We start from the raw sequence: 13,250 nt of genomic DNA on the forward strand, positions 1-13,250 counted from the left end.
ACCCTGGAAAACGGCGACCCGCTGCCCAGCTGGCTCTCCATCGACCCCACCACCGGACTACTCTCCGGCACCCCTGAAAACGCCGACGTGGGCGACATCGCGGTCACCGTCACCGCCACCGACGCCTCAGGCGCCACCGTTTCCGACATCTTCGGTATCAGCGTGGCCAATACCAACGACGGCCCCGTCGCAACCGCCATCGCCGACCAGTCCATCGATCGCGGCGAGGCATTCTCACTCGACGTCTCTTCAAGCTTTAGCGACGCCGACCCTGGCGACTCCTTGAGCTACAGCGCCACCATGGCAAATGGCGACCCGCTGCCAGAATGGCTGACCATCGATCCCTCGACTGGCATGCTCTCAGGCACCCCTGCTCAAAGCGACAGTGGCATCATCGAGGTGAGCGTCACTGCTTCCGACGGAACCGCTTCAGCGAGCGACACCTTTACTATCGATATAAACGATGTCGTAGCGCGCTACGGTGACAGTTCGGCCAACACCTTGAGCGGCGACGCCTACAACGATGAGATCTCTGGCGGCAAGGGCTCCGACACCATCGACGGAGGAGCAGGAGACGATCTCATCTACGGCGACGATTCGCCAAACAACTCAACGGCCAACGAAGGGAACTACATCATAAACGGCTCGTTCGAACACGTGGATGGCGGCGAGAACCACTCGTGGGGCAAAAAAATGAGCGCCGTCGATGGCTGGACTGAGGCAAACGGGAAACAGTTCGAAATGCACATCGAAGGATGGGACGGCATGGAAGCACCCACCGATGGCTCCTACTACCTCGATATGGAGGAATCCCCAGGAAATATCGACATCAGCCAGCAAGTGAATGGCTTGACCGATGGAGCGAGCTACACCCTCTCCTTCGACGCTGCAGACCGAGTCAGCGACCTCGGGAACCACATGGAAGTCTACTTTGGCGGAGAGCTCATCGCCACCGTCGATCCACAAAGCGAGGACTCCTTCCAGTCCTACACATTCGAAGTCACCGGAGGGATGGGCGATGGTTCGAACACACTACGCTTCGTGGGCTACGGTTCCGAAGATAATCGCGGCATCCTGCTCGACAACGTGCAGCTGCTGGACCTCCAAGACGACACCATCGACGCCGGAGCTGGCAACGACACCGTTTTCGGAGGTGAAGGGAACGATACCATCGATGCCGCCGAAGGTGACGATACCGTAGATGGCGGCTCAGGTGACGACACCTTGGTCCTCTCCGGAAATCGCTCCGACTACCAGTTCACCGACAATGGCGATGGCACCTTCACCATCGTAGATACCGTAGCCGATCGCGACGGAACGGACCTTGTATCCAACATCGAATACATACAATTCGCAGACCAAACTGCAGCTTTCAGCTTAGCGGTTAATCACGCCCCGACCGACATCGCATTCGCTCAGCCAAACGCGAACCAAGGAGTGGAAGCTCAAGTCAGCAACGCATACGTCTCCACCGGAGAGGGCGGCGGACAGGCCAGCTCTACAATCGACTTCTCTGGAGCAAACCAAGGCAGCGGCGAGATCGTCATCGAGTTCGGCCGCGTGGACAACTCTTTCGAGGTCCAGCTGAATGGACAGTCCCTCACTGGAGAAACAATTCAGCTGCAGGCCAACGACTACGATCCAGCGAGTGAAGTCTTCCTCAGATTCCAGGATGGAGGAGACATGTCAGACCCATGGAGCAGCAGCTCAAGCGGAGACCCCCGTATCAAGATGGTCATTACGGAGCAAGGAGTCGAAGTCTGGGGACTGAGAACCTCATCATCCACGACCTACGAACAGATGGAACTCGACGAGGGAGCCTTCGCTGCCCCGAGTATCAATCTCGGTAGCAACGAGCTTACGATCATCAATCCCGACAGCGTCGGGGCAGATGGTCTAAATGCCACCATCAGCGGCACCTATGACACCAGCCCCTTGGTAGCTATTGGGCTCGACGAGTCCGGAAACACCACCGCGACCCTGCCGGAAAACATCGCCGGAGCAGAGATCGCTACCCTCTCCTCCGCCGATCCAGACGCTGGCGATTCCGGGAGCTACAGCATCGATAGCGACCCCTCCGGTCTATTCGAAATCGTGGGAAACACCTTGAAGCTGAAAGAGGGCTCCTCGCTCGACTTCGAAAACCAAAGTTCGCATCGCGTCAGTATCAAAGTCACCGATACAAATGGCGCCACCTATACCGAAAGCATCACCGTTCGCGCTTCGGATGTAGACGAAAACGCTTCCAGCTCCCCAGCGGATCCTGACGTCACCTACGTCGGCACCTGGGAAACCGAAACCATCACCACCGGCTCAGGAAACGATCACATCACTACAGGTGGCGGCAATGACACCGTAAACGCTGGCGACGGAAACAATACCGTCATCGGATCAAGCGCCTCCGAAACCATCACCACCGGATCGGGCGACGACTATATCGAAACCAACGGAGGAGACGATATCGTAAACGCAGGCGACGGGAACAACACCGTTGTAGGTACCTATGGAAATGAGACCATCACCACCGGAGCGGGCGACGATACCATCACCGCCAGTTGGGGCACAGACGTCATCAACTCGGGCGATGGAAACGACACCATCTACGCCGCAGCGGAGGAAGTAGATACCATCGATGCAGGGGCGGGTGACGATACAATCATCATTTCTGAAGGCTATTCCTTCGGCTCCATCGATGGCGGCATCGGAGAAGACACTCTCCTGCTGGATGGCGCCGACAAATGGATCGATTTCACCAATATCGGACCGGCCAATCAACTCTCCAACATCGAGCGCATCGACATCCATGGCAGCGGTTCAAACCACCTCAAGCTCAGCGCCGAAGACGTGCTCGACATGACTGATGGCGACAACCGCCTCTTCGTAGATGGCGATGGCGACGATACCGTGGATCTCGATCCGTCCTTTCAGAGCCAAGGCACTGAAAACGTCGACGGCACCGACTACACCCACTACTACGACGCCACCACCGACACCCATCTCTACATCAACAACGATATCACCGACCAATCGCCGTTCTAGCGCGCTTTCCGCGACGCGCCTTTCGTCGAAATCGGGTGGCGACCTTCTCCAAACGAAAACGCTGAAAACAAGCCTCCCTAAACGAAAAAGGAGGGTCCGAAGACCCTCCGTCTTTTCCACTCCAGTCAACCGAGCTGGCGATGCGAAGCCGAGATCGTCCCCAGCCTCGCGCTCGTTGGAATGGATCGCCTATTCCTAGACTAAAGCGACGCTATCGATACCGATGGCAAATCTTCGATAACAAAGTCTACGGGGACCAATACGGTTTGAGAGATCGGCACTCCATCGGCTTTTCCTGGCTCGAAATACCAGTGCTTCACCGACTTCATGGCCGCCTCGCTAAAGGCTTTGTTCGTCGTGGCTACGACTTGGACGGCATCCACCTCGCCACTGGAAGAGACGCGCAGCTTCAAAAGCGTGCGGCCTTGGATGCCGCGCTGCAGCATCGAAACAGGATAGTCCGGCTTGACCGTCTCCAACACATAGGCGTCCTGAGAAACCATGGCTGCAGGCTGGGGCGTTTGACTTTCCTCAGCGCTCGAGCTCTGGACCAGACCAAATCCTCCGCAAACCATCGCTGCAAACGCCAACTTAACAAATCTTGGGGTACTCATAACTTTGCTCCTTTCAGTTAGAAAAGCGCTTTTTGTAACGCTGCCGTAACATTGTTGCGCTATCGTAACCTTCTCAAGTAAATATGCTAATCCAGGGCAAAACGTAACATTAGTAAATTTTCTGCGCGAAAGGCGCAGCATAAGCCCTCAGCCTCGCATCCCGGAGCAGGCCCTTGGGAACGAGAAAACCCTCCGCCATGACAGCGGAGGGTCCTCAGACTAATTTCGAATCTAACCTATTCGAATTCTAGTAATTGAGATTCACCTCGAAGGTGAAGACCTGCTTGTCAGCTCCCCCGTAGCCGACGTTCTCCGCTCCATCGCTGCTGTAGTCGGCGAACTTGGTCACAAAGGTCATGTATTCATTCAGTTTATACGACGCCACCAGATCGATCTCCGAACCAAGGTAGTCGCTGATGTTTTCCGTAGCGAACTCGTGGTAGACCAGCTTGATCGGAACGTCGCCTGCCTTGAAGCCGAGAGAGACATACATGTCTTCCAGGCCCTCCGGAAGCCCACCGCCAAGTCCGAGCGAGGGACCTGCGAAGAGATCGGCAAACCCATTGAACTTATGCACGGTTGCCAGTGGCGTGGTAAACCCAGTGGTTCCGTCGCCTCCCAGAGATTCGATTCCTGCAGCGAGCGTGAAACCGCCAAGGTTCGCTCCGAACTCGCCCGCGTAGTAGGTGAGATCGAAATCGTTCATGCTCCCGCTATTGTCCATCTGCTTAGCGAAGCTGAAACTGTAGGTGTACTTGATCTCGCCACCATCGAACTTGCCGACTCCGCGCAAGCCATAGGTGTCGCTGGAGGCCAGAACCGGACGGTCGAAGTCAAGCAAGTATACGAAGCCAGTTAGATTGAAGTCCTCGGAGAACTTGTAGTTGCCGTTGGCGATGAGACCGCTCAGATCCTGCGAGGTGGCGTTGACCCGATGAACCGCGTCGAGATAGGCGAAGTTCAAGGTCGTCGCCTCGTTCACGGAACTCGAGTACGTGACCGCGTCAAAGGTCTGGATGTTCTGCCTCCAGCCCACATGCCCGATGAAACGATGATCGTCCAGGGTGTAGATCTGGCGACCTAGCTTCGTATCGGCAAACTGGATCCAGGCCTGATTCAGCTCGGTCGTGGGCACGTCCAAGCCCGGTCGATCGTCCGGATTGTTGAAGCTGATGTCCTCCAACTCGATCATAGCGGTGATTCCGTTGTAGGTGCCGGTCTTGTAGCCGAGTCGAGTGCGAATGCTGTATCCGTTTATTTCGGACGCGCCAGCTTCAGTGTATTCGTAGCGTGCGCGAGCGTTGAGGGACACTTTATCACCCTCCTTGAATCCATCCAGAATGTCGGAAATGGAATCAGCGGAGGCAGAGCTCGCCGCGAGGCAGAGCGAGGTCATGGTAGCGAACTTCGCGGCAACAGCGAAGGGCTTGGTTGTGGATTTCATGTTCATCTAGTTCTTTTTCGTTTTTAAGTCGGCAGTACGTCAGCTGCGGATACAATTATCCTAGGCCCTTAACCCACCGGTTCAGGAAATCGTAGTTGTCAATTTTTTTCGCCTCGGTCGCGCTCTCGACCTCGTCTGCTAATACACGTCTCTTAGGTAGCGCTTTTCCTTCTTCAGCGCATCGACATAGGCCTTCGCCTCATCGGAGCTCTTTCCTCCGTGCTCCGCGATGATCTCGTGCAGGGCGCGATCCACGTCCTTCGCCATTCGGGAGGCATCGCCGCATACATAAAAACGCGCCCCGCTCTCCAGCCATTTGAAGAGCTCCTCACCGCTTTCTTTCATTCGATCCTGCACGTAGACCTTCTTCTCCTGATCCCGTGAAAACGCCGTATCCAGGCGGGTCAGGAGTCCGCTCTCCTGATAGGCTTCGAGCTCCTCGCGGTACAGGAAGTCGCAGGACGCGTGCTGGTCGCCAAAGAAGAGCCAGTTCGATCCCTTGGCCCCAGTGGCGGACCGCTCCTCCAGAAACGCTCGGAAGGGCGCGATGCCCGTCCCTGGGCCCACCATGATCACTGGCGTATCGGCGTCTTCGGGCAGCTTGAACGTTTTCGTAGGGTGAAAATAGATACGAATCGGCTGGCTGCCATCGTGATCGGCCAGGAAATTCGAGCAGACTCCCTTTCGCAGGCGCCCATGGCTGTCGTAGCGCACCACGCCAACCGTCAAGTGCACTTCGTCCTGGTGAGCCTTGGGGCTCGAGGAAATCGAATACAAGCGCGGCTGCAGCTGCTTGAGCGGGGCCACGAGATACTCGGTGGTTGGAAAAACCACCCCGAACTCCACGATCGGATCAATCATCTGACGCCCCACCAGATAGGCCGACAGCTTCTCTTCGTCCTTGACCAGCTCCTTGAGCTCGGCCGACTTGCTCAGTCGAGCGCAAGCGAGCACGAAAGCTGAGGTCAGAACAGTTATGTCGTAGTGCTCGAGCAGCGCATCGTACAATGGCAGGTCGTCGCCATGCGGCGCCGGGGCCAGCTCGTGCGGCTCGAAACCGGCCGCGGCAATGAGCTCATCCACCAGATGCGGCGTGTTCATCGGCTTCACCGCCAGGGCATCGCCTGGCTCGTAAGAGAGTCCCGAACCTTCCAGCGAGATCTCAACGTGACGGGTTTCCTTGGAGGACCCTTCTCCATTGAGAACGGCGTTGCTGATCAGTTTCGCGGGAAAAGGATTGTGCTTGCCATACTCGGACTGCGGCTCCCCTTCGTCATCCTCCGCACTCTCAGCCACCGACGCAGCCCCGGCTGCCGTCTGCACCGCGGAAAGCCATTTCCCAAAGGGCTCCTCAAAATCCACGTCGCAGTCAACGCGCGGAGTCAGACACTCCGCTCCCAGAGCCCCGAGTCGCTGGTCGATCTCGATGCCGCACTTGCAGAAATCCGGGTAGTTCTTGTCGCCCAGAGCCAGCACCGAATACTTCAGCTTCTCGAGCTTAGGAGCGCTATCGCTCATGATCCAGTCGTAGAACGCCGCCGCGTTGTCAGGAGGCTCTCCCTCGCCGTAGGTCGACGTGATGACAAGCAACACTTCCTCTTCGCTCAGCTTCGCGAAGTCGTAATCTCCCATGTCGAAGACGGCGGGAGCGAACCCGTTTCCCCCAAGCGTCTTGGAGACCTTGCGAGCAAGGCCCTCGGAATTGCCGGTCTGAGAGCCCCAAAGGATGGTGATGGGACGTGTTTCCTGCGATTGGCCACTTCCAGAATCGAGGTCGCCATGGTTCGAGTACAGACCGGCCAGGAAGCCGTTCAGCCAGGATCGCTGCTCGGTGCTGAAAGGAGCGTTTTCGGGAATAAAGGGTGCGCTTAACGTAGTCATTATCCTAATACAAATTTCGATTGTTCGTGTCGATCAGCTCCTAGCTGGCCATCAGCTCGCTCACCGCGTAGATCTCCTTTAGCTCCTCAGCCGAATGCCGGCGATTGAAGGCGATGAAGGACTCGTCCCCCTCTCGTAGCTCGAGGAAACGCTCAAGGGCGTTGGCCAGCAATGGCTTCACATCGAAGAACGGAACGGACTTGAAGACCTCCTTGGCGATCGCTTGCTCATCGTCGACACCACCACCAAAGACGATGTTGTATCCATCGACGCTTTCGTCATTCACCTTGACGCGGACCGCTTGTAGCCCGATGTCGCCGACGTAGTGCTGAGCGCAGGAATGCGGGCATCCGGTCAAGTGGATGTTGATAGGCGCATCGAGCTGGAAACGCTCGCTCAGGTACTCGCCGAGCTCGACCGCGTTCGACTTCGTATCCGCCGACGCATACTTGCAACCGAAGCTCCCCGTGCAGGCGACTAGCCCGCCGCGTATCATGTCAGGCTGGCAACTGAATCCGACTCTCTCGATTTCAGACACCAGCGTATCCACGTTTTCGTTACGAACGTTCGGTATCAGAAGATTCTGCCAAACGGTCAGTCGAATCTCCCCGTTTCCGAAGCGACGAGCGAGAGCGGCGATCGCCTTCATCTGATCCGGCAGCATCCGTCCGACTGGGATGCGAGCCCCCACGTAGCTCAGTCCCTCCTGGGATTGAGCATGGACTCCGAGATGCCCATGACGGCGAATCGGCACGCGTTGCTGGCAGTTTTCCAAAGGCATTTTCACCAGTTCGAAATCGAGTTTCTTCTCGGTTTCCTGCACGAACTTCTGGTCGCCCCAACTGTCGATCAGGTACTTCAAGCGGGCCTTCTTGCGATTGGTGCGGTCACCGTTTTCGATGAATACGCGGATCATCGCAGCCGCCACCGCAAGACACTGTTCCGGTGCGATGAGAATGCCGCAATCCTTGGCGAACTGCTTGTGACCGGTGATGCCCGCGAGCTGCACGCGAAAATAGACGCCTGGCTCCACGGCCTGACCTTCCCCCACGCGAACCGCGTAGAACGCGATATCGTTGGTATCGGCGCAGACGCTGATGGCCCCGCCACCGTCGAAGGAGATGTTGAACTTGCGCGGCAGTCCGTAAAACTCGCGCGTATTCAGAATCAGGTGATGCATCGCCTTGGCGAGGGGGCGTACGTCGAACAGTTCGTCCGGATCGAATCCTGCGGTCGGCGAGCCGGTGATGTTTCGCAAGTTGTCCGCTCCCGCTCCGCGAGAGGTCAGCCCCAGATCGACCAGCTTCTCCAACACCTTGATGGCGTTGCGAGGCTGTATCTCGCGCAACTGAAAATTCGCCCGGGTCGTTATGTGGGCGTATCCGCCCGCCCAGTCCTCGGCCATTTCAGCCATGCCTTCCAACTGATGGGCCTGCATCAAGCCTCCAGCGATGCGACAGCGCAGCATCAGGCTCTCCTGAGCCGGAGACACGTTGAACAGTCCGTAGTACTTGAAACGGAACACGTCGGCGCCCTGAGGCAGCTCGTCCTTCGCCGCGCAAGCCGCGATGTCCTCATAGCAGTCCAGGCCATCCTTTTCATGTTTGATACGTTCCTCCTTGGAAAGCTCGTCCAAGGGAGTTCCATAAACGGTCTCCGCTTCAGCCGATGCGCTTTCCCCGGTGTAGGATCCGTCAGGCAGCTTGCCCAGAAACGGACTGAAGCCCCTTTGACTCGCTCCAGCGAAGAAACCGGATAGGTACTCCTTTTGTTCGGGGGTGAAAGGTAGATTAGAATTCATTTTCGTCTGAGGATTTTCGCGCCGATTTCGCAGGGCCCCGATGTCTGAAAACCGAGGCCTGAAACCCGCGCAATGGTTAGTGACTCCAACTTTAGCAGCCCGGATGCCAAGTACTCCTCACGCCAAACCAATCCTATCCGCGCATTAGGCGTCCCATGCCTTTCGCACGAAGACCAAAGGTACGCTTTTACCTGAACTACAGATACTTACAAAACACATGAAAATTAGTCCTACGTTTCCATACTGCAAAAACGCTCCATTTTAAGCGAAAACTCGCCACGACGCCCCCGTCTTCAGTGACCATTTTTGCATGTATACAAATAAAGTTCTTATCTTTATCTATCGATTTTATTCATGTTATCAAAACTGAGCATAAACCGCTAGGGAGAGCCCTGAAAGCTAGCCCGAAAAGCCCCTGCCGAATCCTGCAGATCGAAACAAGGCGCAGCCTTTTTTCCGCTGGCCGAAAACGGCCCTAGCCGTCCGTTTGCAGAAACGAGAGGGCCAAGCGAGCGCCGCCGGCGAAAAGCCGCTCATCCAACTCCAGGACCGCGACTCGGGCCCTGGGCTCCGCATCTTATGGGCTCGTCTTGAAGAAGGGACTGGCGTCCTAACGAACGCTCAGGGCCACGGCGCAATACTTAAACGATGGCTGGCGAGAATGCGGGTCGACATCGGGCTTGGTCAGCCAGTTCGTTTCAGCGTAATGCATGGGCATGAAGACCTGGCCTGGCTGCACTGTCGGCGTCACAAACGCCTTCGCTTTCACCGATCCCCGACGCGAGGCGACCACGATCACCTCGCCCCCAACCACACCCATTGATCGGGCGTCGTCAGAGTTGATTTCCACGTACACATCTTTTGGGTACAGCTTTCGCAAAACATCGGACTTGGAGGTTCGCGTTTGGGTGTGCCATTGCGCCGAAGTCCCTCGCCCCGTCAAAAGGATGAATGGGTAGTCACGGTCAGGCTTCTCCGGCACTTCCTTCGGCGCATCGAATAAAAACCGCGCTTTGCCATTCGGGTGGTAGTAGCGACCATCGGCAAACAAGCTGCGATGCGTCGCCCCGTCTCGGTCCTCCGAGCGATACGGCCATTGCACACCACCCTTTTCATCCAGCATAGCGTAGCTCTCGATACCGGAAATATCACACGGGCGGCCCTTGGTCAGCTGAGCCAAAATCTTGAATACGTTCTCTGGAGTATCCCACTTTCGGAACATGTCTCCACAACCCCAATACTCCGCTAGGATCTTGAAGATGCTGAAATCCGCTAGGGCCAGCCCTGGCGCTTTGCGCACTTTTCGAGTTCGACCGATGCGCCGCTCCGAGTTGATAAACGTGCCCTCGCGCTCGCCCCACGCTGCAGCCGGCAATACCAGATCGGCCATCTGAGCAGTCTCGGTGCTGTGGTACATATCCTGCACCACCAGGAAGTCGAGCTTGCGCATCGCGTCGCGAAAACGCCCTTGTCCGATCCACGAATGAGCGGAGTTGGTGGCTACGATCCACAGTCCCTTGATCTTCCCCGTTTCCACGCCTTCCACGATCTGATCGTAGGCCCAGCAATTCTCGTTCGGAATTTTGGATACATCGATCTGCAGGATGTCCGCGACCTTGCGGCGATGCTTGTCATTGAGAAAGTCATGCCCGCCCAGCAGACTGGTGGTATTGGAAAAGAGCCGCGAGCCCATGGCGTTGCATTGTCCCGTTATGGAGTTCGCTCCAGTTCCCGGACGCCCGATGTTTCCCGTCATCAGACAGATGTTGATCAGAGACTGAGCGAGCCGCACTCCTTCGTAACTTTGATTGACCCCCATGGTCCACCAAATGGATACGCGTTTTCCTTCCCCGATAGTACGGGCCAGGGTCTTGATGCTCTCCACCGACAACCCGCTCAGGGCCGACACCGATTCCAGATCGTAATCCAGCACGAACTCCGCAAACGCTTCGTAACCCTCGGTGTGCGCGGCCAAGTAGTCCTGGTCGATCCAGTCGTTGGCGATCAGCTCTCGAGCTACCGCATAAAAAAGGGCCAGGTCCGACTTTGGAGCCAGGGCGTAATGCTGGGTCGCCGCAACAGCAGTTTCCGTCTTGCGTGGATCGACCACGATGATCTCCGGATTGCGCCGATTGCGCATAACGCGCTGCCACATGATGGGATGAGCGATACAGGGATTCGCGCCCACGAAAACCAGCACATCCGACTCCTCGAAATCTTGATAGGAATACGGCGGGGCGTCGAAACCAAAAGACTGCTTGTACGCGGTGACCGCGGTCGCCATGCACTGGCGCGTATTGCCATCTCCATGACGGATGCCCATGCCGAACTTTCCGAGCGCCCCGAGAAAAGCGTGATCTTCGTTAGCGATCTGACCAGTCCCCAGCCATGCTAGGCTGTCTGGTCCATATTTCGACTGAATGCCCTTGAACTTCTCCACGAAGGTCCGTGCCGCCTTGTCCCAAGAAACAGGATACAGCTCCCCGTCCTCACCACGCAACAGCGGCTCCGTTGCCCGGTCTGGAGCGTCGAGCACCCGCATCGCTTCCCAGCCTTTCGGGCAGGCCATGCCGATGTTCACCGGATAGGCCTTGTTCGCGCTCAGATTGATGCCTTCCCCGTCCTTGAGATGGACCTTCAGAGAGCAACCGGTGGCGCAGAATCCACAAACCGAGTCAACTGTGCCATTGGGCTTCAGCCGCTCCGGGACCTTCCCAAGGCCGAAACCTCCCGGGTTCAGCACCAGGTCCTTGGTGAGCGGACCGTTCCATTCTCTGAATACAGAGTTCTCTTTGGTTCTTTCTGGTATAAACGTCATCCGTTGAGTCCTCCCGGCATCTTCGGGGCGTTGACCGCCTTGAAGTAGATAATGCGTTCCATGACCTCGCTAGCCACCACCCCCAAAAGAGCAACGAGGAAAAGCGCGGGTTGGTTGAGTGAAAACGAGAGGACCGGAACCAGAATCCCCACTCCGGCGCCCAAGGTCAGGCGAGATTTCCAGAGGGTGGAAAGAACCTTGGTAGCGATGCCTTCGCTTTGAAAATTATCCTGTATCGAGCGCACCTCCAAGACGAGCTTGCCAAATACGACGACAGAGAAAGCAAGGGAGAACAGCAGCGGATCCTGCCCGCTCGCTAGAGCAATGCTCGCCAGTCCGCCAAGCATCACCGAACCATAGAACTTGCTTCCGGTGTAGCTCATCCTCCAAAAGCTTCGTTGCGTATCCACGTAGATGAATACAGACGTCATCACCCCTACCAGCCCCATCAGCGAGCTGGCCCACAGCGCTAACGGAACAAACGCGCCTGTCTCCACAACGGGAATAGACACCCCGAAGTAGTTTCCAACCGACATTGCGAAAGCGCTCGTCGACAAGGCCGAGACCACCCCTAGAGCGACTGCCTCGCGGCTGAGCCAAGAGTGCTTGAAGCCGACGAAAATCCGCCAGGCCTTGAGCGGTTGTCCCAGATGAAGGACGCTGCAGAGCAAGCCCGCATGGAGGATGGCCCAAAACGCCCCGAGAGCCAGCGTAGCGGCTCCCACCTCCAGCTGATTCCAAAGCGCCGCCAGGCCAAGGTGGCCGCCAATGCCGATCTGGCTGAGGGCAAGCAAACCGACCAAAGGCCAGTGCGTGTGCTGAGGACGCAGCACATGGGCGTCGCCAGCCACCATCCTTTTAGGCAGTTGCTTTTTGGATACGTAGCGCGTCGTCGGCTGCGTGTAAGCAGGTTCGGGAGCGTCCGGCAGAAAGCTTTCGGGATCGCGCGAGCGCTCGCTCGCCTCGCCCTTATCCACCGTAGTGATGGTGATAGCCCCATGGGGACAGGCTTGCACGCAGGCCGGAGCCTCTCCGGAGGACAGCCGCGAATGGCACATGTCGCACTTGCGCACGATGCCACGCTTCGAGCTGTACTTGGGCACGTCGTAGGGACATTTCAATACGCAGTACTGGCAGCCGATGCACTGGTCATCGAGGTGCAGCACGATGCCGCTCACAGGGTCCTTTTCGTAGGCATTGACCGGACAACCGTTCAAGCAGGCTGGATCCACGCAGTGGTGACAGGCGGTCGTCACCGTCTGCTGGTAGGCGCCCGACTCGTTCTCGCCCAGCAAAAGCCCCACGTCGCGCCAGGTCTCGTTTTCGTCCAGACCATTGAGACTGTGACAGGCCGTGACGCAGCCCTTGCAGCCCGAGCAGAGATCCAGGTTCACCTTAAACGCGTACTGCTCGCCCGGCTTCGGAGCGGAAAGCGGAATCAAGTCGCTGTGCTCCGGAGCGCCGGTCGACTCCGCTTCCTCCGCGAAGCGACCCACAGGAGTATCAAGCGTCTGCTGCTCTTCCAGCAGCAGATCGATCAAAGTCTTGTCCTTTAGTTCGATGAGGTCGCTCATATCAAATCGTCCGAGGCCTAAAACTAGCGGCATCCATGCCACCGCACGCAGGCGCTGAAATTAGCACTTATCTATTTTG

The 13,250-nt window shown here is 57.1% G+C and carries 7 protein-coding genes; 1 reads left to right on the forward strand and 6 read right to left on the reverse strand.

Annotated elements, in window-relative coordinates; translation table 11 throughout:
• Positions 1-3,039 (forward strand): putative Ig domain-containing protein (locus tag QEH54_RS12210; RefSeq protein WP_309018961.1); only part of this gene is annotated, 3,039 nt, incomplete at its 5' end.
• A 200-nt stretch (positions 3,040-3,239) separates the two neighbouring features.
• Here the strand turns inward: QEH54_RS12210 and QEH54_RS12215 are convergent.
• From QEH54_RS12215 to QEH54_RS12240, 6 genes are all read right to left on the reverse strand, one after another.
• The gene (locus QEH54_RS12215; protein WP_309018962.1) at positions 3,240-3,653 is read right to left on the reverse strand and encodes an energy transducer TonB; all 414 of its coding nucleotides are present in this window, start codon (positions 3,651-3,653) and stop codon (positions 3,240-3,242) included.
• A gap of 247 nt (positions 3,654-3,900) precedes the next feature.
• Positions 3,901-5,097, reverse strand: coding sequence for a hypothetical protein (locus QEH54_RS12220; RefSeq protein ID WP_309018963.1), 1,197 nt, complete (start codon positions 5,095-5,097; stop codon positions 3,901-3,903).
• A 138-nt stretch (positions 5,098-5,235) separates the two neighbouring features.
• Positions 5,236-6,978, reverse strand: a complete 1,743-nt coding sequence (locus QEH54_RS12225; RefSeq protein ID WP_309018964.1) for a sulfite reductase subunit alpha — start codon at positions 6,976-6,978, stop codon at positions 5,236-5,238.
• 40 nt (positions 6,979-7,018) lie between these two features.
• Positions 7,019-8,779: a NirA family protein gene (locus QEH54_RS12230; protein WP_309018965.1), complete on the reverse strand. Its 1,761-nt coding sequence runs from the start codon at positions 8,777-8,779 to the stop codon at positions 7,019-7,021.
• Positions 8,780-9,389: 610 nt separating this feature from the next.
• The gene (locus QEH54_RS12235; protein WP_309018966.1) at positions 9,390-11,597 is read right to left on the reverse strand and encodes a nitrate reductase; all 2,208 of its coding nucleotides are present in this window, start codon (positions 11,595-11,597) and stop codon (positions 9,390-9,392) included.
• Complete coding sequence (locus QEH54_RS12240; RefSeq protein WP_309018967.1) at positions 11,594-13,171, reverse strand: DmsC/YnfH family molybdoenzyme membrane anchor subunit; 1,578 nt, start codon at positions 13,169-13,171, stop codon at positions 11,594-11,596. The genes QEH54_RS12235 and QEH54_RS12240 overlap by 4 nt, the downstream gene beginning before the upstream one ends.
• Between the last annotated feature and the right edge of the window lie 79 nt (positions 13,172-13,250).

Source organism: Pelagicoccus sp. SDUM812003, from assembly GCF_031127815.1.
GTDB lineage: Bacteria > Verrucomicrobiota > Verrucomicrobiia > Opitutales > Opitutaceae > Pelagicoccus.

Bases quoted from the DNA above. Each gene is read 5' to 3' on its own strand.
- QEH54_RS12220 (WP_309018963.1), bottom strand. From the start codon at position 5,097: ATGAAATCCACAACCAAGCCCTTCGCTGTTGCCGCGAAGTTCGCTACC.
- QEH54_RS12225 (WP_309018964.1), bottom strand. From the start codon at position 6,978: ATGACTACGTTAAGCGCACCCTTTATTCCCGAAAACGCTCCTTTCAGC.
- QEH54_RS12235 (WP_309018966.1), bottom strand. From the start codon at position 11,597: ATGACGTTTATACCAGAAAGAACCAAAGAGAACTCTGTATTCAGAGAA.
- QEH54_RS12230 (WP_309018965.1), bottom strand. From the start codon at position 8,779: ATGAATTCTAATCTACCTTTCACCCCCGAACAAAAGGAGTACCTATCC.
- QEH54_RS12240 (WP_309018967.1), bottom strand. From the start codon at position 13,171: ATGAGCGACCTCATCGAACTAAAGGACAAGACTTTGATCGATCTGCTG.
- QEH54_RS12215 (WP_309018962.1), bottom strand. From the start codon at position 3,653: ATGAGTACCCCAAGATTTGTTAAGTTGGCGTTTGCAGCGATGGTTTGC.